26 protein-coding genes and 1 pseudogene are annotated in these 22,913 nt (G+C 70.1%); 18 read left to right on the forward strand and 9 right to left on the reverse strand.

All coding sequences use genetic code 11. The features are described 5' to 3' along the window. Positions 1-11: 11 nt before the first annotated feature. The 7 genes from glmS (at position 12) to OG735_RS25760 (ending at position 7,046) form a co-directional block, all read left to right on the forward strand. Positions 12-1,859, forward strand: coding sequence for a glutamine--fructose-6-phosphate transaminase (isomerizing) (gene glmS / locus OG735_RS25730; protein ID WP_327325502.1), 1,848 nt, complete (start codon positions 12-14; stop codon positions 1,857-1,859). After that, positions 1,856-2,224: a holo-ACP synthase gene (locus OG735_RS25735; RefSeq protein WP_327325503.1), complete on the forward strand. Its 369-nt coding sequence runs from the start codon at positions 1,856-1,858 to the stop codon at positions 2,222-2,224. Before glmS ends, OG735_RS25735 begins: the two co-directional genes overlap by 4 nt. A gap of 4 nt (positions 2,225-2,228) precedes the next feature. After that, complete coding sequence (locus tag OG735_RS25740) at positions 2,229-3,665, forward strand: NAD(P)H-hydrate dehydratase (RefSeq protein ID WP_327325504.1); 1,437 nt, start codon at positions 2,229-2,231, stop codon at positions 3,663-3,665. 141 nt (positions 3,666-3,806) lie between these two features. Next, positions 3,807-4,964: an alanine racemase gene (alr, locus tag OG735_RS25745; protein ID WP_327325505.1), complete on the forward strand. Its 1,158-nt coding sequence runs from the start codon at positions 3,807-3,809 to the stop codon at positions 4,962-4,964. Between the two features lie 10 nt (positions 4,965-4,974). Beyond that, positions 4,975-6,201 (forward strand): alpha/beta fold hydrolase, encoded by a 1,227-nt coding sequence (locus OG735_RS25750; RefSeq protein ID WP_327325506.1) that lies wholly within the window; start codon positions 4,975-4,977, stop codon positions 6,199-6,201. Then, a complete protein-coding gene (gene tsaE / locus OG735_RS25755; RefSeq protein ID WP_327325507.1) occupies positions 6,173-6,715 on the forward strand; it encodes a tRNA (adenosine(37)-N6)-threonylcarbamoyltransferase complex ATPase subunit type 1 TsaE in 543 nt (180 codons plus the stop codon). Before OG735_RS25750 ends, tsaE begins: the two co-directional genes overlap by 29 nt. Positions 6,716-6,863: 148 nt before the next feature. After that, positions 6,864-7,046, forward strand: coding sequence for a hypothetical protein (locus OG735_RS25760; RefSeq protein ID WP_327325508.1), 183 nt, complete (start codon positions 6,864-6,866; stop codon positions 7,044-7,046). Between the two features lie 169 nt (positions 7,047-7,215). On the opposite strand, the gene OG735_RS25765 is transcribed toward OG735_RS25760, so the two are convergent. After that, positions 7,216-7,776 carry a L,D-transpeptidase gene (locus tag OG735_RS25765; RefSeq protein ID WP_327325509.1) on the reverse strand — a complete coding sequence of 187 codons (561 nt, stop codon included), beginning with the start codon at positions 7,774-7,776 and terminating at the stop codon, positions 7,216-7,218. 105 nt (positions 7,777-7,881) lie between these two features. Here OG735_RS25765 and tsaB point away from each other — a divergent pair, with 105 nt between their 5' ends. The 7 genes from tsaB (at position 7,882) to OG735_RS25800 (ending at position 12,895) form a co-directional block, all read left to right on the forward strand. After that, positions 7,882-8,556: a tRNA (adenosine(37)-N6)-threonylcarbamoyltransferase complex dimerization subunit type 1 TsaB gene (tsaB, locus tag OG735_RS25770; RefSeq protein ID WP_327325510.1), complete on the forward strand. Its 675-nt coding sequence runs from the start codon at positions 7,882-7,884 to the stop codon at positions 8,554-8,556. Between the two features lie 29 nt (positions 8,557-8,585). Further along, positions 8,586-9,041 (forward strand): ribosomal protein S18-alanine N-acetyltransferase, encoded by a 456-nt coding sequence (rimI, locus tag OG735_RS25775; RefSeq protein WP_327328454.1) that lies wholly within the window; start codon positions 8,586-8,588, stop codon positions 9,039-9,041. 15 nt (positions 9,042-9,056) lie between these two features. Beyond that, a complete protein-coding gene (gene tsaD / locus OG735_RS25780; protein WP_327325511.1) occupies positions 9,057-10,166 on the forward strand; it encodes a tRNA (adenosine(37)-N6)-threonylcarbamoyltransferase complex transferase subunit TsaD in 1,110 nt (369 codons plus the stop codon). Positions 10,167-10,179: 13 nt separating this feature from the next. Continuing rightward, on the forward strand, positions 10,180-10,434 hold the full coding sequence (locus OG735_RS25785) for a hypothetical protein (protein WP_327325512.1): 255 nt from the start codon (positions 10,180-10,182) through the stop codon (positions 10,432-10,434). Between the two features lie 107 nt (positions 10,435-10,541). After that, on the forward strand, positions 10,542-10,898 hold the full coding sequence (locus OG735_RS25790) for a YciI family protein (RefSeq protein ID WP_327325513.1): 357 nt from the start codon (positions 10,542-10,544) through the stop codon (positions 10,896-10,898). A gap of 42 nt (positions 10,899-10,940) precedes the next feature. Beyond that, positions 10,941-12,185: an RNA polymerase sigma factor gene (locus tag OG735_RS25795; protein ID WP_327325514.1), complete on the forward strand. Its 1,245-nt coding sequence runs from the start codon at positions 10,941-10,943 to the stop codon at positions 12,183-12,185. A 62-nt stretch (positions 12,186-12,247) separates the two neighbouring features. Beyond that, positions 12,248-12,895: a hypothetical protein gene (locus tag OG735_RS25800; protein ID WP_327325515.1), complete on the forward strand. Its 648-nt coding sequence runs from the start codon at positions 12,248-12,250 to the stop codon at positions 12,893-12,895. 33 nt (positions 12,896-12,928) lie between these two features. Here OG735_RS25800 and OG735_RS25805 read toward each other — a convergent pair whose 3' ends face one another. From OG735_RS25805 to OG735_RS25835, 6 genes and pseudogenes are all read right to left on the reverse strand, one after another. Next, a complete protein-coding gene (locus OG735_RS25805) occupies positions 12,929-13,582 on the reverse strand; it encodes a hypothetical protein (protein ID WP_327325516.1) in 654 nt (217 codons plus the stop codon). Positions 13,583-13,601: 19 nt separating this feature from the next. Next, positions 13,602-14,057 carry a hypothetical protein gene (locus tag OG735_RS25810; RefSeq protein WP_327325517.1) on the reverse strand — a complete coding sequence of 152 codons (456 nt, stop codon included), beginning with the start codon at positions 14,055-14,057 and terminating at the stop codon, positions 13,602-13,604. 113 nt (positions 14,058-14,170) lie between these two features. Further along, complete coding sequence (locus tag OG735_RS25815) at positions 14,171-14,479, reverse strand: hypothetical protein (protein WP_442812489.1); 309 nt, start codon at positions 14,477-14,479, stop codon at positions 14,171-14,173. A 229-nt stretch (positions 14,480-14,708) separates the two neighbouring features. After that, positions 14,709-15,353 carry a hypothetical protein gene (locus tag OG735_RS25825; RefSeq protein ID WP_327325518.1) on the reverse strand — a complete coding sequence of 215 codons (645 nt, stop codon included), beginning with the start codon at positions 15,351-15,353 and terminating at the stop codon, positions 14,709-14,711. A gap of 89 nt (positions 15,354-15,442) precedes the next feature. Next, positions 15,443-15,640 (reverse strand): annotated as a pseudogene (locus OG735_RS25830) (WXG100 family type VII secretion target); the annotation flags it as partial. 101 nt (positions 15,641-15,741) lie between these two features. Beyond that, entirely contained in the window at positions 15,742-16,920 is a 1,179-nt protein-coding gene (locus OG735_RS25835) for a THUMP-like domain-containing protein (RefSeq protein WP_327325519.1), read from the reverse strand. Between the two features lie 110 nt (positions 16,921-17,030). Here OG735_RS25835 and OG735_RS25840 point away from each other — a divergent pair, with 110 nt between their 5' ends. The 4 genes from OG735_RS25840 to groL all read left to right on the forward strand — a co-directional run bounded on the left by OG735_RS25840 (position 17,031) and on the right by groL (position 20,946). After that, complete coding sequence (locus tag OG735_RS25840; RefSeq protein ID WP_327325520.1) at positions 17,031-17,957, forward strand: polysaccharide deacetylase family protein; 927 nt, start codon at positions 17,031-17,033, stop codon at positions 17,955-17,957. Beyond that, positions 17,954-18,592, forward strand: a complete 639-nt coding sequence (locus tag OG735_RS25845; protein WP_327325521.1) for a polysaccharide deacetylase family protein — start codon at positions 17,954-17,956, stop codon at positions 18,590-18,592. Before OG735_RS25840 ends, OG735_RS25845 begins: the two co-directional genes overlap by 4 nt. A 326-nt stretch (positions 18,593-18,918) precedes the next feature. Next, entirely contained in the window at positions 18,919-19,227 is a 309-nt protein-coding gene (groES, locus tag OG735_RS25850) for a co-chaperone GroES (RefSeq protein ID WP_266486653.1), read from the forward strand. Positions 19,228-19,323: 96 nt separating this feature from the next. Beyond that, positions 19,324-20,946: a chaperonin GroEL gene (gene groL, locus OG735_RS25855; protein WP_327325522.1), complete on the forward strand. Its 1,623-nt coding sequence runs from the start codon at positions 19,324-19,326 to the stop codon at positions 20,944-20,946. A 103-nt stretch (positions 20,947-21,049) separates the two neighbouring features. On the opposite strand, the gene OG735_RS25860 is transcribed toward groL, so the two are convergent. Both OG735_RS25860 and OG735_RS25865 read right to left on the reverse strand, forming a co-directional pair. Further along, positions 21,050-21,745: an ester cyclase gene (locus OG735_RS25860; RefSeq protein ID WP_327325523.1), complete on the reverse strand. Its 696-nt coding sequence runs from the start codon at positions 21,743-21,745 to the stop codon at positions 21,050-21,052. Positions 21,746-21,806: 61 nt separating this feature from the next. Continuing rightward, positions 21,807-22,793, reverse strand: a complete 987-nt coding sequence (locus OG735_RS25865; protein ID WP_327328455.1) for a hydroxyacid dehydrogenase — start codon at positions 22,791-22,793, stop codon at positions 21,807-21,809. Between the last annotated feature and the right edge of the window lie 120 nt (positions 22,794-22,913).

Below are 22,913 nucleotides of genomic sequence, written 5' to 3' on the forward strand. Positions count from 1 at the left end.
AGGCTGCCGACATGTGCGGAATCGTGGGGTACGTCGGCGGACAGTCGGCGCTTGATGTGGTCATCGCGGGCCTCAAGCGGCTCGAGTACCGGGGCTACGACTCGGCCGGTGTGGCGGTACTCGCCGACGGCGGTCTCGCCGCGGCGAAGAAGGCGGGCAAGCTCGTCAATCTGGAGAAGGAGCTGGTGGACCGGCCGCTTCCGAGCGGGTTCACCGGCATCGGGCACACCCGGTGGGCCACGCACGGCGGCCCGACCGACACCAATGCCCATCCCCATCTGGACAATGCGGGGCGCGTCGCCGTTGTGCACAACGGCATCATCGAGAACTTCGCCGCTCTGCGGGCCGAGTTGGAGACGCGCGGCCACGAGCTGACGTCGGAGACCGACACCGAAGTCGTGGCGCACCTGCTCGCCGAGTCGTTCTCGTCGTGCGGGGACCTGGCGGAGTCCATGCGCCAGGTGTGCCGACAGCTGGAGGGCGCCTTCACGCTGGTCGCGGTGCATGCGGACGAGCCGGACGTGGTGGTGGGCGCCCGGCGCAACTCCCCGCTGGTGGTGGGTGTCGGCGAGGGCGAGTCCTTCCTTGCCTCCGATGTGGCCGCCTTCATCGCGCATACGCGGTCCGCCATCGAACTGGGCCAGGACCAGGTGGTGGAGCTGCGCCGGGACGGCGTGACGGTGACGGACTTCGACGGGGCGCCCGCTCAGGTGCGGTCGTACCACGTGGACTGGGACGTCTCGGCAGCGGAGAAGGGGGGATACGACTACTTCATGCTCAAGGAGATCGCCGAGCAGCCGAAGGCGGTCGCCGACACCCTGCTCGGCCGGATCGACGCGGAGGGCTCGCTCAGCCTCGACGAAGTGCGGATTCCGGTGTCCGTGCTGCGGGAGGCCGACAAGGTCGTCATCGTCGCCTGCGGCACCGCCTTCCACGCCGGGATGATCGCCAAGTACGCCATCGAGCACTGGACGCGCATCCCGTGCGAGGTCGAGCTGGCGAGCGAGTTCCGCTACCGGGACCCGATTTTGGACCAGCGGACGCTGGTGATCGCGATCTCGCAGTCCGGCGAGACCATGGACACTCTGATGGCGCTGCGGCACGCGCGCGAGCAGGGAGCGAAGGTGCTGGCCATCTGCAATACGAACGGCTCGACGATCCCGCGGGAGTCGGACGCCGTGCTGTACACGCATGCGGGCCCCGAGGTCGCCGTCGCGTCGACCAAGGCGTTTCTGACGCAGCTGGTGGCCTGCTATCTGGTGGCGCTGTATCTGGGGCAGGTGCGCGGCACCAAGTGGGGTGACGAAATCCGGGCCGTCGTCCGGGACTTGGCCCAGATCTCCGGCGAGGTCGAGCGGGTTCTGGAGACCATGGAGCCGGTGCGGGCGCTGGCGCGTTCGCTCGCGGACAAGAACACCGTGCTGTTCCTGGGCCGGCATGTGGGCTATCCGGTGGCGCTGGAGGGCGCGCTGAAGCTCAAGGAGCTGGCGTACATGCACGCGGAGGGGTTCGCGGCGGGTGAGCTCAAGCACGGGCCGATCGCGCTGATCGAGGAGGATCTGCCGGTGGTGGTCGTCGTGCCGTCGCCGCGCGGACGCTCCGTACTGCACGACAAGATCGTCTCGAATATCCAGGAGATCCGGGCGCGCGGAGCGCGGACGATCGTGATCGCGGAGGAGGGGGACGAGACGGTCGTGCCGTACGCGGACCATCTCATCCGGATCCCGGCGACCCCGACGCTGCTGCAGCCGCTGGTCGCGACCGTGCCGCTGCAGGTCTTCGCGTGCGAACTGGCGACGGCGCGCGGCAACGAGGTCGACCAGCCGAGGAATCTCGCGAAGTCGGTGACAGTGGAGTGATCATCGGGGTGGGGATCGACGTTGCCGAGATCGAGCGCTTCGCCGCGTCGATGCGGCGTACACCGGGGATGGCTGGACGAGTGTTCCTGGACCGGGAGTTGTTGCTGCCGAGCGGTGAGCAGCGCGGCTACGCCTCTTTGGCGGCACGGTTCGCCGCCAAGGAGGCGGTCGCCAAGGCGCTCGGCGCGCCCGGCGGGCTGCACTGGACGGACGCCGAGGTGTACGTCGAGGACAGCGGGCAGCCGCGGCTTCGGGTGCGCGGGACGGTCGCGGCACGGGCCGCGGAACTCGGTGTGCGGTCGTGGCATGTCTCGCTGAGCCATGACGCGGGGGTGGCGTCGGCCGTGGTGATCGCGGAGGGTTGACCGTATGCGTACCGCTTACAGCGTGGAGACCGTACGGGCCGCCGAGGCCGAGCTGATGGCGCGGCTGCCGGAAGGCGCGCTCATGCAGCGCGCGGCCGCGGGACTGGCCGCCGCCTGCGCCGCTCTGCTGGGCCGGGTGTACGGGGCGCGGGTCGTCCTGCTCGTCGGGAGCGGGGACAACGGTGGCGACGCGCTGTACGCGGGGGCCCGGCTGGCCCGCCGCGGGGCCGGGGTCGCGGCGGTGCTGCTGGGGGCCCGCGCACACGAGGGCGGCCTCGCGGCCCTCCGCGGCGCCGGCGGACGGGTCGCGGACGACCCCTTCGAGGTACTGGCCGTCGCGGACCTGGTCATGGACGGCGTCACCGGGATCGGTGGGCGTGGCGGGCTGCGTCCCGACACGGTGCCGGTGGTGCGGGCGGCGCGCGGGTCCAACGCCGCCGTGGTCGCCGTCGACCTGCCGAGCGGCGTCGAGGCGGACACCGGTGAGGTGCGGGGCGAGGCCCTGCACGCGGATGCGACGGTGACCTTCGGTACGTACAAACCGGGGCTGCTCATCGACCCGGCGCGGGAGTACGCAGGGACGGTACGGCTCGTCGGCATCGGGCTCGAGGACCATCTGCCGTCCGTGCCCGATCTCGAGGCGCTCCAACACGAGGATGTGGCATGGCTGTTGCCGGCGCCGGCCGCGGAGAGCGACAAGTACCGGCGGGGTGTCGTCGGTGTCGTCGCCGGGTCCGCGCGCTATCCGGGCGCGGCGGTGCTCTCGGTGGCGGGCGCGCTGCGCGGCGGATCCGGGGCCGTGCGGTATGTCGGGCCCGCGGCCGACGCGGTGATCGCCCGCTTCCCCGAGACCCTGGTGCACAGGGGGCCGCCCGAGAAGGCGGGACGGGTCCAGGCGTGGGTCGTCGGGCCGGGGATCGGTGACGACGCCGACGTGGTGGGCGAAGTCCTGGACTCCGACGTCCCCGTGCTGGTCGACGCTGACGGGCTGCGGCTGCTGGACGCGGCGGCGGTACGGGAGCGCGGCGCGCCCACGCTGCTGACCCCGCACGCCGGGGAGGCGGCCGCGCTGCTCGGCGTGGCACGCGAGGAGGTGGAGTCGGCGCGGCTGGCCTCCGTACGGGAGCTGGCCTCGCGCTATGGAGCGACGGTGCTGCTCAAGGGCTCGACGACACTGGTTGCCGCGCCGGACAACGGCCGGTCCCCGGTCCGGGTAAATCCGATGGGCACGCCTTGGCTGGCCACGGCGGGCAGTGGCGATGTGCTCTCCGGCCTCGCCGGCTCGCTGATGGCCGCGGGGCTCGACGCGCGGGACGCGGGGTCGGCCGCCGCGTATCTGCACGGGCTGGCTGCCCGCCATGCGGCGTCCCGGGGCACGCCGATCACGGCGTACGAGGTGGCGGCGGCGCTCCCGGCCGCCTGGCGCGACGTGCACGACTGACGGGCGGGCGTGATGGGGGCGTGATGGGGGCGTGACGCGCCGGTGTGACGCGCCTGCCTGACGCGCCTGTGTGACGCAGCCGCCGCTGGTTGCACCCCTGTGGTACGAGTGTTGTCGTACGGCTCTGAGACACTGGGCGCGATGAGCACGACACTGCCCCTCCGAGCCCGCGCCGAGATCGACCTCGCGGCCCTGCGCGCCAATGTGCGCGCGCTGCGCGCCCGCGCGCCTCGCGCTGCCCTGATGGCCGTGGTGAAGTCGGACGCGTACGGACACGGCATGGTGCCCTGTGCCAGGGCGGCGCTGGAGGCCGGCGCCACCTGGCTCGGCACCGCCACGCCCCATGAGGCCCTCGCGCTGCGCGCCGCCGGCATCCAAGGGCGGGTGATGTGCTGGCTGTGGACGCCGGGCGACCCCTGGCGCGAAGGCGTCGAGGCCGATCTCGACATGTCGGTGAGCGCTCTGTGGGCGCTGCGCGAAGTCACCGCCGCGGCACGGGAGGCCGGGCGTACGGCCCGTATCCAGCTCAAGGCCGACACCGGCCTCGGGCGCAACGGCTGTCAGCCCGCCGACTGGCCCGAGCTGGTCGCGGCCGCGCTCGCCGCCGAGGCCGAGGGCACCGTCAAAGTCACCGGTCTGTGGTCGCACTTCGCCTGCGCCGACGAGCCGGGACACCCGTCGATCGCCGCGCAACTGGACGTGTTCCGCGAGGTGGTGGCGTACGCCGAGAAGGCGGGCCTCGAGCCCGAGGTCCGGCACATGGCCAACTCCCCGGCGACGCTGACCGTCCCGGAAGCGCACTTCGATCTCGTTCGGACCGGCATCGCGATGTACGGCGTCTCGCCCAGCCCCGAGCTGGGCACGCCCGCGGACTTCGGGCTGCGGCCCGTGATGACGCTCGCCGCGTCCGTGGCGCTGGTCAAGCAGGTCCCGGCGGGGCACGGCGTCAGCTACGGGCATCACTACGTCACGACGTGCGAGACGACGCTCGGCCTGATTCCCCTCGGTTACGCGGACGGCATTCCGCGCCATGCCTCGGGCCGCGGCCCGGTGCTGGTCGGCGGCGAGTGGCACCGGGTCGCGGGCCGGGTGGCGATGGACCAGTTCGTGGTCGACCTCGGCCCGGACGGCGGCTCGGTCGCAGAAGGGGCACAAGCGCTGCTGTTCGGACCGGGCGACCGGGGCGAGCCGACCGCCGAGGACTGGGCCGAGGCGGCGGACACCATCGCATACGAGATCGTCACCCGCATCGGAACGAGGGTTCCGCGCGTCTATCTGAACGAGGACTCCGACGAGTAGGAGCGGCACGGTGAGCGAGAGCAGCACGGGGGACGCCGTGGCGGCCGCGGCGACGGCTGCCACGACGGGCAACTGGCGCCGGGCGGGCATCGCCGGCGCCGCGATAGGTGTGATCGCGGCCGGTGCGGCGGCGGGCGTGGCGATCGAGCGGATGACGGTCGGCCGCGGTATGCGCCAGAAGGCGCGGCTGGCGCTGGACGCGTCCGGGCCGTACGGCTCACTGCGCGGCCTGCCGGGCAAGGCGCTCGCCGACGACGGCACGGAGCTCTACTACGAGGCCGACGAGGTGGACCCGGAGGCGGGCGGCCCGCGCCGGCGCCGGCTCTTCGGCCGCAAGGCGCCGGCGCCGGTCACTGTGATCTTCAGCCATGGCTACTGTCTGAGCCAGGACTCCTGGCACTTCCAGCGGGCCGCGCTGCGCGGTCTGGTGCGTACGGTGCACTGGGACCAGCGCAGCCACGGCCGTTCGGCCCGCGGCGCGGCGCAGGCCGGCCCGGACGGCGTGCCGGTCGCCATCGACCAGCTGGGCCGTGACCTCAAGGCGGTCATCGACGCGGCCGCGCCCGAGGGCCCGTTGGTACTGGTCGGCCACTCCATGGGCGGCATGACGATCATGGCGCTCGCCGACCACTTCCCTGAGCTGGTACGGGAGCGGGTCGTCGGCGTCGCCTTCGTCGGCACCTCGTGCGGAAAGCTCGGCGAGGTCAACTACGGGCTGCCGGTCGCGGGCGTGAACGTGGTACGGCGGGTGCTGCCCGGTGTGCTCAAGGCCCTCGGCTCGCAGGCCGAACTGGTCGAGCGGGGCCGCCGGGCCACCGCCGATCTCTTCGCCGGCCTCATCAAGCGGTACTCCTTCTCGTCCAAGGACGTGGACCCGGCGGTGGCGCGGTTCGCGGAGCGGCTCATCGAGTCGACCCCGATCGATGTGGTCGCGGAGTTCTATCCGGCGTTCGTGGAGCACGACAAGGCCGAGGCGCTCGCCGTCTTCCTCGAGGTGCCGGTGCTGGTCCTGGCCGGTGACAAGGACCTGGTCACGCCGAGCTCGCACAGCGAGGCGATCGCGGACCTGCTGCCGGACTCGGAGCTGGTGATCGTGCCGGACGGCGGGCATCTGGTGATGCTGGAGCACCCGGAGGTCGTCACCGACCGGCTTGCGGACCTGCTGGCCCGGGTCGGGGCGGTTCCGGCAGCGGCTAACGTTGGCCCGTATGGAAGCACCGCACAGCCCGGCGGCTGAGACCACCGCCGCCACCACCGCCAACTTCACCGTCACCGCCCGCCTTGCCGTTGAATCGCCCGAGCAGATGCAGGAGCTGGGGCGCAGGCTCGCGAAACTGCTGCGCCCCGGCGACCTGGTGATGCTCACCGGTGAGCTCGGCGCGGGCAAGACGACGCTGACCCGCGGCCTGGGGGAGGGCCTCGGGGTCCGTGGCGCCGTCACGTCCCCGACCTTTGTCATCTCGCGCGTCCACCCCTCGCTGACCGGCGGCCCGGCCCTGGTCCATGTGGACGCGTACCGGCTGGGCGGCGGCCTCGACGAGATGGAGGACCTCGATCTCGACGTCTCGCTGCCGGAGTCGGTGGTGGTCGTGGAGTGGGGCGACGGCAAGGTCGAGGACCTCACGGAGGACCGGCTGCATGTGCTGATCCACCGGGTCGTGGGCGACACGGAGGACGACCGCCGCGAGGTCACCCTGACCGGGTACGGCGCGCGCTGGGCCCGGGTGGATCCGGCTCTCCTGGCCGGCTGAGCCCCGCCGGGCTGAGCCCGAAAGGTTGGTCGTTCCGACAAGACGTCGGCAAAGTGTTGCGCGGGCCCTGCCGCGCGTGGTCACATGGTATGGAGACCTGGTTAGGTCTACCTAACCACGCCTGCCCCCGGAGACCCAGGAGGCGTCCATGCCGGCATCCGAGCGCGAATCGCTGCCACGGCAGCAGTCGGCACAGCCGGCGACGCTGAAGCCGTCGGCCCTGTCGATGAGTGATCTGCTGGCGTCGTGCGCGGCGGCCAGCGCGGTCTCCACACCGCCCCGTGAGGAACGCCTCGCCGAGGAGCGTGCACCGCGCCGCGACGCAGCGTAATTCATACGGGCGATATTCGTCAGGGCTGCGAGAGCTTCGGGACGACCCGTCGGGCCGCGCGACTTCGGGGAGCTACAGGAGCCCGGGGGAGCCGCGGGAGCTGGGTACGACGGCTGAGGAGCGATGGCCGGGGAACGACGGCTGGGGAACGACGGCTAGGGAACGACGGCTAGGGAACGACGACGACCCTCGTGCCGATCGCCGCGAACTTCCACAGCGCGTCGCCGTCCGCCCGCTTCATCCGTACACCGCCGGTTTTCTTCTCCGGGTCCGGGCTCGCCATCGACCCGTCCCGCGCCGCGCTGAAACCGATCGGCACACCGCCGACGCTCGCGAATCGCACCACATGCTCGATCAGCACCCCGTCCGAGCCGGGCACCGTCCCCGACCGCGAGGTCACCGGGTACACACCGGGCTGCGGGCTCACCGTCGACGGCATGACCTGGAAGGTCCGCCTCAGCTGCGCCTTCTCGCCCACCAGCCACACCCGCCGGTCGCCCAGCGAGTACACGACGCGCACGCCTGCGCCCGATTTCGCCGGCACCGTCAGCGGGTTCCTGGGCTTCTGCTTGGGGCCGCCGGAGGCCTGCGCGGACGGGACCGCACTCGGGTTGCTCGGCTTGCCCGGATGGTCGGGAGCGGTCGCCGACGCCTGGTAGGCGAGGAAGCCGACGACGGCCAGAGCGGCCGCTGTGAGCCCGGCCACCAGTCCCGAGCTGCTCCGTGCCACCGTGCCGCCCACCTTTCGTACGTACGTATCCGTGGTGACGTTAGCAGCAGGCACCCTGTCCGACGGGGCACCGTGCCCCGGTCTCCGGAGCCGTAGGCTGTTTGCGTGCTCCTGCTCGCTGTTGATACCGCCACGCCCGCCGTCACCGCCGCCCTCCACGACGGCAGCTCCGTCGTCGCCGAGTCCAGTCGCGTCGACGCGCGCCGACACGGGGAACTGCTGCTGCCCGCCGTGGACCGCGTCCTCGCCGAGGCCGGGGCGAAACTCGACGCCGTCACCGGTCTGGTGGTCGGGGTCGGGCCCGGCCCGTACACCGGACTGCGCGTCGGCCTGGTCACCGCCACGACCTTCGGCTCGGCGCTCGGGGTGCCGGTGTACGGGGTGTGCACGCTGGACGGGCTGGCGTATGTGTCGGGCCTCGACGAGCCCTTTGTGGTTGCGACGGACGCGCGCCGCAAGGAGGTCTACTGGGCCCGGTACGACTCCTCCGGCAAGCGAGTGGGCGAACCCGCCGTCGACCGGCCCGCCGATATCGCGGAGCAGGTCGCGGGCCTGCCCACCGTCGGCGCCGGTGCGCTGCTCTACCCCGACACCTTCCCGGACGCCCGCGGGCCCGAGCATGTCTCGGCCGGAGCGCTCGCCGCGCTGGCCGCCGAGAAGCTGGCCGCCGGTGAGAACGAGTTCTTCCAGAACCAGGGGGGCCTGCCGCCGAAGCCGCTCTATCTGCGCAGGCCCGACGCACAGGTGCCCAAGAACTACAAGGTGGTCACGCCGAAGTGACCGCCCAAGCGACCGCTGTGCTGCGTGAGATGCGCTGGTGGGACCTGGAACCGGTGCTCGCGCTCGAGCATGCGCTCTTTCCTGAGGACGCCTGGTCGCCGGGGATGTTCTGGTCCGAGCTCGCGCATGCGCGCGGCCCGCAGGCCACCCGCCGCTATGTGGTCGCCGAGGAGGACGGGGAGATCGTCGGGTACGCCGGGCTGGCTGCGGCCGGCGGGCTCGGAGACGTACAGACCATCGCCGTCGCCCGCGGCCAGTGGGGCACGGGCCTCGGCTCCCGGCTCCTCACCGACCTGCTGCAGCACGCCACCGCCTTCGAGTGCGACGAGGTGCTCCTCGAAGTGCGCGTGGACAACACCAGGGCCCAGAAGCTGTACGAGCGCTCCGGCTTCGAGCCCATCGGATTCCGCCGCGGCTACTACCAGCCCGGCAATATCGACGCCCTCGTCATGCGGCTCCACGTACAAGGAACAGAGACTCACTGATGGCTGGAATGACTGATGGCTGACGAACCGCTCGTACTCGGCATCGAGACCTCCTGCGACGAGACCGGCGTCGGCATCGTCCGCGGTACGACCCTGCTCGCGGACGCCGTCGCATCGAGCGTGGACACGCATGCCCGCTTCGGCGGTGTGGTCCCGGAGATCGCCTCGCGCGCGCACCTCGAGGCGATGGTGCCGACCGTGGAGCGCGCGCTGAAGCAGGCGGGCGTCTCGGCGCGCGACCTCGACGGCATCGCGGTGACGGCCGGTCCCGGCCTGGCGGGCGCGCTGCTGGTCGGAGTCTCGGCGGCGAAGGCGTACGCGTATGCGCTGAACAAGCCGCTGTACGGGGTGAACCACCTGGCCTCGCACATCTGCGTCGACCAGCTGGAGCACGGCCCGCTGCCCGAGCCGACGATGGCGCTGCTGGTCTCCGGCGGCCACTCCTCGCTGCTGCTCGCGCCGGACATCACCAGCGATGTACGGCCGATGGGCGCGACGATCGACGACGCGGCCGGCGAGGCCTTCGACAAGATCGCTCGGGTGCTGAACCTCGGCTTCCCCGGCGGTCCGGTGATCGACCGGCTGGCGAAGGAGGGCGACCCGGCCGCGATCGCGTTCCCGCGCGGGCTGTCCGGCTCGCGCGACCCGGCGTACGACTTCTCCTTCTCGGGACTCAAGACCTCGGTGGCCCGCTGGGTCGAGGCCAGGCGGGCGGCCGGCGAGGAGGTGCCGGTACGGGATGTGGCGGCGTCCTTCCAGGAGGCGGTCGTGGATGTGCTGACCCGCAAGGCGGTGCGCGCCTGCAAGGACCAGGGTGTGGACCACCTGATGATCGGCGGAGGTGTGGCCGCCAACTCGCGGCTGCGGGCGCTGGCGCAGGAGCGGTGCGAGCGGGCGGGGATCCGGCTGCGGGTACCGCGGCCGGGGCTGTGCACGGACAACGGCGCGATGGTGGCGGCGCTGGGCGCGGAGATGGTGGCGCGGGGCAGGCCGGCCTCGGACTGGGAGCTGTCGGCGGACTCTTCGCTGCCGGTGACGGATCCGCATGTGCCGGGCCGGACGCCTGCGCATGGGCAGACGCATGACCATGTGCACGAGATCAGCAAGGACAACCTCTACTCATGACGGTCGGGTACTCATGACGGTCGCGCTGATGTGGGAGGCCCGGGCGGTTCAGGGCCGGGGCGCGGAGCTGCTCGAATGGGCGCGGGCCCAGGAGCTGGCGCAGGAGCCGCTGCGCCGTGAGACCTTCCGCGCCCCGCAGGACCGGGTGCTGGTGATCACCTGGTGGGAGGCGTCCGACGTGGGCGCCGAGCTGCCGGAACTGCCGGAGCCGACGGCTGACTTGATCACACGGCCGGTGCACCGCTGGCGCTTCGAGTCGCTCGGCTGAGAATTCCTCGGAAGAATTCCGGTGACGATGTCGATCCGGCCGTCTCCCGTTCGACGCATGGGTGAGAGGCGGGGAACGGCCCCGCCCTCCCGACCCGAGGAGTCGCAATGCCGCGCTACCTGTCGATGGTCCGTATCAACGAGAACGAGATGTCCGGGGAGGACTTCCCCGAGGACTTCAACGAGCGCATGGGCAAGCTGCTCGAGGAGATCACCAAGGCCGGCGTCATGCTGGATACGGCCGGTCTCAACCCGACCGCCGAGGGCACCCGGGTGTCCTGGTCGGACGGCAAGGTGTCGTACACCGACGGGCCCTTCACCGAGAGCAAGGAAGTCGTCGGCGGCTACGCCCTCATGCAGTGCAAGGACAAGGCCGAGGCCCTTGAATGGACCAAGCGCTTCCTGGAGATCCACCCGGAGAACTGGAACATCACCTGCGAGCTCCGCGAGATCGCCGAGGGCTGAGCTGTTTGCCGCTGCGCTTCGGGGCTGCTCTGATGGTTGTCCGTGACGGCAGCAAGCGCGGTGGAAGCGGTATTCCGGATCGAGTCGGCGCGGATCATCGCCGGTGTCACCCGCATCGTGCGCGACGTGGGCATCGCCGAGGAGATCGCGCAGGACGCTCTGGTTGCCGCGCTGGAGCAGTGGCCGGAGTCAGGTGTGCCGGACAAGCCGGGCGCCTGGCTCATGGCCACCGCCAAGCACCGGGCGATCGATCTCGTACGCCGCAAGGAGACGTACGCCCGCAAGCTGGCGGAGGTCGGGCGCGACCTGGAGGACGTGCCGCCGCCTGAGCCATCGGGTCCCGACGACATCGACGACGACCTGCTGCGGCTGATCTTCACCGCCTGTCATCCCGTGCTGTCGACGGACGCACGGATCGCCCTCACGCTGAAACTCCTCGGCGGCCTGACCACCGAGGAGATCGCGCGCGCCTTCCTGGCCACGGAGCCGACGGTCGCGCAGCGCATCGTCCGGGCGAAACGCGCCCTCGCCAAGGCGGGCATCCCCTTCGAGGTCCCGTACGGCCCCGAGCGCGCCGAGCGCCTTTCGTCGGTCCTGGAAGTCATCTACCTCGTCTTCAACGAGGGCTACTCGGCGACCACGGGCGACGACTGGCAGCGCCCGGCGCTCTGCGAGGACGCGTTGCGGCTGGGCCGAGTGCTGGCCGGCCTCATGCCCCAGGAGCCCGAAGTCCATGGCCTGGTAGCGCTGTTGGAGATCCAGGCATCCCGCACGGTGGCGCGCACCGGCCCGGACGGCGAGCCGGTGCTGCTCGCCGACCAGAACCGCTCCCGCTGGAACCAGCGGCTGATCCGGCGCGGCTTCGCGGCGCTGGCACGGGCGAACGCGGCTGCGGGCGGTCCCCCCGGCCCGTACGCCCTCCAGGCCGCGATCGCCGCCTGCCACGCACAGGCGGTGCGTTACGAGGAGACGGACTGGTCCACGATCGCCGTCCTGTACGGCCGGCTCGCGGCGCTCGCCCCGTCCCCCGTGGTGGAGCTGAACCGTGCGGTCGCGGTCTCGATGGCGGAAGGACCGGAGGCGGGGCTCGCGATGGTGGACGAACTGGCGGCGGAACCGGCGCTGAAGGAGTACCACCTGCTGCCGAGCGTGCGCGGCGATCTGTTGGCGCGCCTCGGCCGACTGGCGGAGGCCCGGGCGGAGTTCGAGCGGGCGGCGTCGCTGACGCGCAATGAGCGCGAGCGTGAGCTGCTGCGGGCGCGGGCGGAGGAGTGCGGCCGACCGTAGGCGATCAATCCTCCGATACGGTCAGGGCGTCCACCGGCCGACCACACCCGAGAAGGAACCGCATGCCCAGCCGTACGCTGCCACCGCCTCCGCCGCCCGAGGAGATACGGGCCTGGCCCGACCGCGAGGCCCTGCTGTCCGACCGGGCCGGCGCGATGGGCGAGTTGAGCAGGCTCAGCATCGGGCTGTCGCGACTGCTGCTGCTGTGGCTGACGGTGGCCGGTTTCGCGGCGGGCTGGGGCCTGGTCGGCGCGGCGCTCCAGACCTTCACTGAGCCCTTGGACCCGTTCTACGTCCTGTTCGGCGTGATCTTCCTGGGCGTCGGACTCGCGTTCATGGTGCCGACCGGAATCGTGATCGGGTTCGGCATCCGCCACGACGGCCAGGTGCGTGAACGCCTGCGCCAGTGGTCGTCGCTCGACCGCGACCCGGCGCGCGACGCCCGCTACCGGTCGCCCGGCGAGAGCCTGTGCTGGTTCGTGCCGTCGTTCCTGCTGTGCGCGGTGGGTCTGTGGCTGTGCTTCGCGGTCCCGGCCGGCGCGAAGCAGGGGCAGGAGAGGTACGCGGAGGTCATCCTGCTGATGGGGATGGGCTTCATCCTCTGGCTGACGGGTCTGCTCGGCATCGCGAAGGCGGTGAGCCACTACCGGTGGGCGGTGCGGCTGGTGGCGGTCGTCCCGGCACGGGTGGGTGGCGGCGCGCACCGCTGAGGCGGAACCGTGTGTTGGAACAGCCAGCCGGGTTCAGGCACGGTGGTGGCTCCTCATATGGGCGTGGCCCAACTCCACGATCACTTTCAAGGCGGCAGGCGTCGCGGTCGCATTGTGTGCCTGTAGGGCCTTGCTGAAGTACTCGGACGCGGTGCAGAGGGCGAGTGCCTCCATGGCCTGGGCGACGATGGGGACAAGGTCCGTGTCGCAGAACGGGTGCTCGTGGTCGATGCGGTCCTGGAAGGCGGCCTCGAACGAGTCGAACTCGTCGTCGTAGGCCCAGGTATCGAGGCTTCTGAGCATCGGAAACCGCGCCTCCGCCTCCCACCTGGCCAATGGCACCTCTTGGTAGTCCGGAGGCCATTCGCGGTCGGCGACGCGCAGCAGCATGGCCAGCTCGGTCATGAACTCGGGAACGGTTTTGGGGGCAGCGGCAGTGGCCCATGCCTCACGGGCGTGCTGCGGGCAGCCGGCGAAGAAGGTGTCAGTGAAAGTCGCTGCCATGTAGTCGAGTTGGGAAGCGAGCGGCTGCATCCACCGACGCCATGGCGCGTCCCAGTGCTCGGTCCGCAGGACGCGCTTGAGCCGCAGGATCTGCCACTCCAGCGGATCGCTCTCGCGTGCTGCCAGGCTCACGAGCTGGAACAGCGGGCCGCTGGTGAATATCCCTTCCGGGTGCAACGCCATGCTCATCCGTCCCGGTTCGTCAGATGGGATTGAACGACCAGAAGATCCCGACCTCCGTGTCGGAAACCACGACGAGACCGTAGTCGGCGGTGTACTGCGTGAGGGCCGACCAGCACGAAACTTTGCAGGAAAGGTCGGCGGCCGGCGTCGTTTCCACATCGTTCGCGTTCGTGTAGCACTCGAATTGCTGGCCGTAGCGAGCGAGCAAGGCGTGTGCGTCGGCGATCAGACTCTCTGCCTTCTCGGGAAAGCCCGGCGCATTCCGCAGATTGCACCAGTCGTCCGTCATCGCAAGGAGAAGCAGCGGTGCGGTGTCGGAGGTGATCTGGGTGAGCGACTCGTTCAGCAACTCAGGGCTGGGCGAGTCGAACGGGAAAGCAGAGCCGTGCCGCGCGATCTCGTCCGCGTTGTCCCTGTCCCAGTCGAGCACCGACCAGCCCCGAGGATCGACGAAGTCCCGGTTCATCACGGCCACGGAGTCGAGCATCCAATCCGAGTGCAGGCGCGGGCCCGTGGCGACGAGTGAGTACTTGTCGTCGAACAGTCGGAGGGCCGCGGCTTCCCACGTGTCACGTCCCACGTTCACCGTCATCGAAGGCGAAGTTGGTTGGCCGGCATCGTGAGCCGGGCGCCGGGTGCGTACGGGGCGGGTGGATCGACCTCCATGCCGAGTTCGGCGTCGGCGTAGTCCGACTTGTCGAGCGGCAGGGCCAGCAGGTCGTGCAGCTCCCCCGTCAGCTGGGCGAGCTGCTCCAGCCATGCATGGGTCGCGGAGTCGGGCAGCTCGACATCGGGTACGGGATAGAACTCGCCCAGACGGAGCCGCAGTCGGCCCGGCGGATTGTTGGCGTACTCGCGCAGCTGGTGCTCGTCGACGGCGAGCGGCTTCAGGGACACGGATGCCTCTAGAGGTAGATCGGGAAGGTGGCGTGCACGGTGAAGCCGTGCGGGCTCGCAGAGTCGCGCTTGAGGATCACGCGTGCGGCACGTACGCCGATGGCGTTGCGTCCGGTGAGCATCATCGTCTGCCACCTGCTGAGTGCACCACTGGGAGGTCTCCCGGTCGGGGTAGGAGGAGCTGTGCCTTCGCATGGTCAGCCTATCGAGAGGGGCGATGCGTCAATCGTCAGTGCGGCTGGGCCATATGCGCGGCTGCTAGCCGGATGATGTCGTCAAGGACCGGAAGAGCGACCCAGGAGATCTCACCGCGCACCGCGTGGGTGAGATCTTCGTCGCTCGGGAAAAGCATCAGGAGCTCTTGAACTTCTGCTGCCAGCAAGGGGATTACGTCGAGGCAGTGGGAAGGGTGTTCGCTCTCCACGCCCGCAGTGATCGCCTCTTCGTCGGCAGTATGCTCTCCGGGCGCGATCCAGTTCAGTCCAAAATCAATGGTCCTGGGAAACCTGACCCGAATTTCCAGGGACCCCAGCGGGAGTTCGCGAACCGACGGAATGGGTTGCCGGTCGAAGGGCCGGATCAGCTCGGCCAGCATGCGCAGATACTCAGGGCCTGCCATGTCTCCAGCGGCTCGGTGCAGCTTCTGACCGAAACGCTCCGGGATTGTCCCCGGGGCGGCGGTGCTCACCTTTTCAGCAGTGAGCTCAAGCAGCGCAGCCACCGCGTTGAGCGGCATGACCCAGTCGGCCTGGGCGGAGTTCCGTACCGTACGGCAGAGCCGTACGAGGTCGTCCTCCTGCGTAGACCCGTCGGTAAAATCGAGAAGCCGCAGAATGGGGCCATCTTCGAAGAGATCGCCGAAGTCGAATGCCATTCCGTGTCCTTACTGGGGAGGCGCCTGGTCGGTCGGCATGGATGTCAGCACGACGTACGGGGGATGCCCGCCCGGCACCGGCTTCAAAGTACGGCGTCCTCGGCCGCGCCCCTGTGCAGCGCCCGGTACCCCTTGGCCGCTTCGCCCTTCCAGCCTGCCTCGATACGGTCCACGATCGCGCCCATCCGGCGCACCTGGCTGTCCAGGTGGCTCTGCATATCGTCGAGGTCCCCGGCGAGCCGGGTCAGGTCGTCCTCCGATACGTCGAGATCGGCGTGATCCACCATGCTTCCCCCTTGGTTCCCGCTGCGTGGCGCCCAACCCGAAACCCTAACAAATCAGGCTGACAGCATAGAGGTTGCATATTCCGGGGCGCCTGTGACCTGAATTACGCGGGTCGTCCGATCAGCATCGTCGGCGCCCCCGCCACCCTCGTCAGAAACACCGTCGCCGCATTCGGCCCCTTGGGCTTCACCTTGCGGCGCAGTTCCTCCGGCTCGATCGCCGAGCCGCGCTTCTTCACCGTCAGATTGCCGACTTCGCGTTCCCGCAGCAGCGCCTTCAACTTCTTCAGGCCGAAGGGGAGTTCATCGGTGATCTCGTAGGCGGTGGCGTACGGGGTCGGCCGCAGCCCGTCCGCCGTGATGTACGCGATCGTCTCGTCGATCAGCCCGCCGTCCAGCTCCTCCGCGACCTCGGCGACCAGATGCGCGCGGATCACCGCGCCGTCGGGCTCGTACAGGAAGCGGCCCACCTTGCGGACCTCGGGGTCCGGCAGCCCGCGGCCGGTCAGCGAGCGCGGGCCCGGCAGCAGCGTCGCAGCGACCGTGCCCGGCCGGGTGCCGAACCAGAGCACGGCCTCCTTCACATCGCCGCCGTCCGAGATCCACTCCGCCTCGGCGTCGTCCGGGACCGCCTCGTGCGGGACGCCGGGTGCGATCTTGAGGGCAGCGTGCGGGCGGGTGCGGGCCGCGCCGATCGCCCAGGAGAGGGGCGGGGAGTACGCCTCCGGGTCGAAGATCCTGCCCCGGCCGCCCCGCCGGGCCGGGTCCACGAACACCGCGTCGTACGCACCCGTGTCGATCTCCGTGACGTCCGCGCACCGGACCTCGATCAGCTCGGCCAGGCCCAGCGCCTCCGCGTTCGCACGCGCGACCTCTGCCGTCAGCGGGTCGCGGTCCACCGCCAGGACCGAGATGCCGGCCCGGGCCAGCGCGATCGCGTCGCCGCCGATCCCGCTGCACAGGTCCGCCACGCTCCGTACGCCCAGCGCCGCGAAGCGCCCGGCCCGGTACGTCGCGACCGAGGAGCGGGTCGCCTGCTCGACGCCGTTCGGGGTGAAGAACATCCGCTGTGCGTCCGCCGCGCCGAATTTGGCCACCGCCCGTTGCCGTAGTCGCGCCTGCGTGAGCGCCGCCGTGACAAGCCCGACCGGGTGCTCGCGGCGCAGCCGGGAGGCGACCGCCAGTTCCTGGGCCGGGTCGTAGTCCCCCAGTGCGGCGAGCAGTGCCTGGCCCTCGTCGGTCAGCAGTGTCGAGAAGGGAACGAGATCGGTCACCCGGCCCATTGTGGGCCAGGTGGGGGATGGTGCGCCCGCGGTGGGCGGTGTCGGCCCCTTGCCGGGGCTTCGCGCTGACAGGATGCGGCGCCATGCACCCAGTACGACAAAAAGGAAAAATGACAGCCAATCGGGGCCATGCGGTCCTGGCTGTGCTCCTGGTCGCCGCCCTCGGCTCCGCCTGTGCGGCCGAGTCCTCGGGTGGTTCGCGCGGTTCCGGCGGCCCCGGTGCCTCCGGCGGCGTCAAAGCCGCCCCCGGCGGGCAGGCGAAGCCGCAGTCCGGCCCCGCCGGCGCGCTCACCGCGTACGTGGAGAAGGTGAAGCGCGCCCAGGCCGCCCGCGCCGTCGCAGCCAAGAAGTGGGGCCTGGAGAAGCCCCCGCTCGCCGCGCCCCAGCCGCCCGCCGTCAAGCCGGAGATCACCACCCGTGAGGGCTTCGAGGTCGAGGACGGCGAGTCCCTGCCGCCCGTCTTCACCACCGTGCCCGTCAAGGACAAGGTCGTCTTCCTGACGATCGACGACGGCTGGGAGAAGGACCCCGCCCTGCTGCGGATGATGTCCGAGCTCAAGATCCCGTACAGCGCCTTCCTCAGCGACTACTTGATCAGCAACAACTACGACTATTTCAAGGAGATGCGGGACCGCGGGGTCTCGCTGTACAACCACACCCTCAACCACCTCTATCTGCCCGGCCTTTCGTACGCCGAGCAGGAGCGGGAGATCTGCAACCAGCAGACCAAGCTCGAGGAGCGGTACGGGAAGCGGCCCTCGCTCTTCCGCCCGCCGTACGGCAACTACAACCGGGACACGCTGCGCGTAGCCAAATCGTGCGGCGTCAAGGCCGTTCCGCTGTGGGCCGCCGAGGCGTTTCCGGACCACATGGAGTGGCGCGAGTGGGACCAGGATCTGCACCCCGGCGACATCATCCTGACGCACTTCCGCGGCCCCGAGGAGTGGAAGGGCACCATGCCCGACCTGATCCGGCGGGTCATGAAGACGATCACCGACAAGGGCTACGCCGTGGCGAAGCTGGAGGACTACGTATGAGACGCGCGCACCGGCTGCTGGCCGGAGTGCTGGCGGCCGGTGCGCTTCTCGCCTCGGGGTGTGCGCAGTCGGTGGACCCGATCGAGCGCCTCGGGCGCAAGGCCGCGCGGCAGGTCTCCCCGGGCGCGGGTGTACCGGGCTCCGCGCACAAGCGGTGGGGGCTGGCCGCGCCGCTCGCGGCCGCGCCGAAGCCGCCCGCGCGCAGGCCCAAGGTGCCCTACGTGGTGAACCGGGTGCCGACCCGCGAGAAGGTCGTCTTCCTCACCTTCGACGACGGCGTGGAGCGCGATACGGAGTTCCTGCGGATGGTCGGCGATCTGAAGCTGCCGATCAGTACGTTCCGCACGGGCGGCAGGACCGATCTGCGCACGCTCTCGTACGAGGACCAGCACGACGAGATCTGCCGCCGACGGGAGCGGCTGCTCCGTCCACCGCACGGCGCGTACAACGCCGACACGCTGCGGGCGGCGGCCGACTGCGGGGTCCGTGCGGTGGTGCTGGGGCGGGCGTATGAGGAGGGTGAACGGCTGCGGCCCGGTGACATCGTGCTCGCGCACACGAGGACGACGGGGCGGATGCTGCGCCGTATCCAGGCGCAGGGGTACGCGGTGGCGCGTCTGGAGGACTACGTCTGAGGGGCAGGATGTATTGCTGTTGCCGTATTGCTGCCGTGCCGTGATTGCTGTCGCGCCGGGCGGAATTGCTGCTGTACCGCGCGGAACCCAGGGCGCCCGCGCCACGTTCTCCGTATCGGACCGGCCATGACAGCCCGACGCCACACCGGCGGATTGGCACTCCGCTTGACCGAGTGCTAATCGCAGTCATAGTCTCAGGTCTGGCACTCCCCACTGGAGAGTGCCAACACAGCGACGGGCAGGTCCGGCACCCGCGACGACGGATCCACCTGGTCGCCACCTCAGACAGTTAACCCCGTGAGATCTCCGAAGGGGGAGGTCGGATCGTGACGACCGCCAGCTCCAAGGTTGCCATCAAGCCGCTCGAGGACCGCATTGTGGTCCAGCCGCTCGACGCCGAGCAGACCACGGCCTCTGGCCTGGTCATCCCGGACACCGCGAAGGAGAAGCCCCAGGAGGGCGTCGTCCTCGCCGTGGGCCCGGGTCGCTTCGAGAACGGCGAGCGGCTCCCGCTCGACGTCAAGACCGGCGACGTCGTGCTGTACAGCAAGTACGGCGGCACCGAGGTGAAGTACAACGGCGAGGAGTACCTCGTCCTCTCGGCTCGCGACGTGCTCGCGATCGTCGAGAAGTAATTCACCCGAAGTTTTAGATCTGCGCCCCTGGCCCCCGCGACATATGTAGCCGGGTGCCCAGGGGCGTAGTTCGTTCGAGAGGACAGAGAAGCTCCCATGGCGAAGATCCTGAAGTTCGACGAGGACGCCCGTCGCGCCCTCGAGCGCGGCGTCAACAAGCTTGCCGACACGGTGAAGGTGACGATCGGCCCCCGCGGCCGCAATGTCGTCATCGACAAGAAGTTCGGCGCCCCCACCATCACCAACGACGGTGTCACCATCGCCCGTGAGGTCGAGGTCGAGGACCCGTACGAGAACCTCGGTGCCCAGCTGGTGAAGGAGGTGGCGACCAAGACCAACGACATCGCGGGTGACGGCACCACCACCGCCACCGTGCTGGCCCAGGCGCTGGTCCGCGAGGGCCTGCGCAACGTCGCCGCGGGCGCTTCCCCGGCCGCCCTGAAGAAGGGCATCGACGCCGCGGTCAAGGCCGTGTCCGAGGAACTCCTCGCGACCGCCCGACCGATCGACGACAAGGCCGACATCGCCGCCGTGGCCGCGCTCTCCGCGCAGGACCAGCAGGTCGGCGAGCTCATCGCCGAGGCGATGGACAAGGTCGGCAAGGACGGTGTCATCACCGTCGAGGAGTCCAACACCTTCGGCCTGGAGCTCGACTTCACCGAGGGCATGGCCTTCGACAAGGGCTACCTGTCGCCGTACATGGTGTCCGACCAGGAGCGTATGGAGGCCGTCCTCGACGACCCGTACATCCTGATCCACCAGGGCAAGATCTCCTCGATCCAGGACCTGCTGCCCCTGCTCGAGAAGGTCATCCAGGCGGGTAGCTCCAAGCCGCTGCTGATCATCGCCGAGGACGTCGAGGGCGAGGCCCTCTCCACTCTCGTCGTGAACAAGATCCGCGGCACCTTCAACGCGGTGGCCGTCAAGGCCCCCGGCTTCGGCGACCGTCGCAAGGCGATGCTCGGCGACATGGCCGCCCTCACCGGTGCCACCGTCATCGCCGAGGAGGTCGGCCTCAAGCTCGACCAGGCCGGTCTGGACGTGCTGGGCACCGCCCGCCGCGTGACCGTGAGCAAGGACGACACCACCATCGTCGACGGTGGCGGCAAGCACGAGGACGTCGTCGGCCGCATCAACCAGATCAAGGCCGAGATCGAGTCCACGGACTCCGACTGGGACCGCGAGAAGCTCCAGGAGCGCCTCGCGAAGCTGGCCGGCGGCGTGTGCGTGATCAAGGTCGGCGCCGCCACCGAGGTGGAGCTGAAGGAGAAGAAGCACCGTCTGGAGGACGCCATCTCCGCGACCCGCGCCGCGGTCGAGGAGGGCATCGTCTCCGGTGGTGGCTCCGCGCTCGTCCACGCCGTGAAGGTGCTCGAGGGCAACCTCGGCAAGGAGGGCGACGAGGCCACCGGTGTCGCCGTCGTCCGTCGCGCCGCCGTCGAGCCGCTGCGCTGGATCGCCGAGAACGCCGGTCTTGAGGGCTACGTCATCACCGCCAAGGTCGCCGAGCTCGAGGCCGGCCAGGGCTTCAACGCCGCGACCGGCGAGTACGGCGACCTGGTGAAGGCCGGCGTCATCGACCCGGTCAAGGTCACGCGCTCCGCGCTGGAGAACGCCGCGTCCATCGCCTCCCTGCTGCTCACGACCGAGACCCTGGTCGTCGAGAAGCCGGCGGAGGAGGAGGCCGAGGCGGGTCACGGCCACGGCCACAGCCACTGACGCCGTACGACACATGTGAAGGCCCCCGTTCCCGCCGCTCGGCGGTGGGAACGGGGGCCTTCGGCGTCCGGCCGGGTGTGCCGGGGCACCAGTAACGCCGCTGCTAGCCCAGCGCGCCGAGCTGCCTCATCAGGCGCATGACGTCGTAGTGCCACCAGCCTTCCTGGACCTTCCCGTCCTGGAAGCGGAAGATCGTGGTGCCGGTCATGGTGCACTGTTTGCCGGTGGGGGCGATGCCCAGGAAGTCGCCCTTGTGTGTGCCGGTCCAGGTCCACAGCGTCACGACGTCGTCACCTTCGGTCGCTTGCCTGTCCAGGTTGAAGGTGAAGTCGAACGCGTCGCGCCAGCCGGTGACATCGCTGCGCATGTTCTCCAACCCGATGACGCTGTCCTCTCCCCTGATGATGTCGTGGTCCCGGTAGTCGGCCGCGAACAGCTCGTCGATGGCGTCGAGGTTGCCTCCGACGGCGATCTCGTGGAAGAAGCGGCGGGCGGCTGCCGCGTTCAGCTGTTCGTCGCGGACCACATCGAGGTCGGTGAACGACGGCAACCCGTCGCAGAGCGCCACCATCTCCTGGAAGATCCGGTCGGTCTCGGGCAGATGGGAGTTTTTCATCGCCTCTTCGTACGAGGGGAATTCGACGATCTCGACGTAGTGCGAGTCGTCGGAGCGGTCCTTGCCGGTGAGGGTGTGGGTGGCGGTCCGCTTGCCCTTGGTCTGATCGACCCACTTGTCCATGAGCTGGTTCATGGTGTCGAACTGCTCGGTCTTGTAGTCGACTATCTGTACGAATTTCATGGCGCCTCCCGGAAATGGGTGGGATACGTCCAGTTTAGTGAGAATTGCGCCCAATGATGAGCTAAGCGGAATGTTTAAGTGCCCCGGGACGGACCGGGTCCGCGAAGGGCAGCCCGGCCGCGAACCGCTCCACCTCGTCCAGCGCCCGGTCGGCCATCCGGTGCAGCTCGCGGCCGAGCGAGCCCGCTATGTGCGGAGTGAGCAGTACGTTCGGCAGGTCGTACAAGGGCGAGTCGGCGGACGGGACTTCAGGGTCCGTCACATCCAGTACGGCATCGAGGCGTCCGGAGATGAGCTCGGCGAGCAGGGCCTCCTCGTCGACCAGCGAACCGCGCGCGGTGTTGACCAGCGTCGCGCCGTCGGGCATCAGTGCCAGTTGCCGGGCGCCGATCATATGGTGGGTGGCCGGGATCTGCGGGGCATGGACCGTGACGACGTCGCTGCCTGCGCAGAGCACGTCCAGCGGCACGGTCTCGACGCCGAGCCGGTCGGCCTCGGCCGACCCGACGTACGGGTCGTACAGCAGAACCCGCAGGTCGAACGGGCGTAGCAGCTCGATCACCCGGCGGCCGATCCGGGACGCGCCGACGATCCCGACCGTACGGCCGTAGTTGCCCGCGCCGTCGAGTTCCAGGCGCCAGTCGTGGTGGGTGCGCAGCGTGCGGTAGCGGTGCCGGGTGTGCAGAACGCGCTTGTTGGCGAAGAGGATCGCGGCGAGCGTGTACTCGGCGACGGGCAGGGCGTTGGCCGCGGCGACCGAGGTCACCGCGATGCCGCGCTCCCAGCAGGCTTCGGTGATGTGGTTCTTGACGGAGCCGGCGGCGTGGACGACTGCGCGCAGCCGCGGGGCCGCCGCGAGGACCTCCGCGGTGAGCGGGGTCGTGCCCCAGCATGTCAGCAGTACTTCGGCCGTGGCGAGCGCGTCCGCGACGGGTGGCGAAGGGGCGGTCAGATCGTGGGCGATCAGGTACGGATCGGTGCGGGCGAGGGCGGTGAGACGGTCGCGGTGGCGGTCGTCGAGCAGGCGCTCGGCGATGCCGGGGCCCATCGCGAGCAGGAGGGACGGGCGGCCGCCGGGGTCTTCTGCGGGGCTCTCGCCGTGGTTCGCGCTGTGATGCTCTCCGCCGTTCTCGCCGGGGCGACTGTCGGGAAACCGCCGTCCGGACGG

The sequence above is a fragment of the Streptomyces sp. NBC_01210 genome, assembly GCF_036010325.1.
GTDB lineage: Bacteria > Actinomycetota > Actinomycetes > Streptomycetales > Streptomycetaceae > Streptomyces.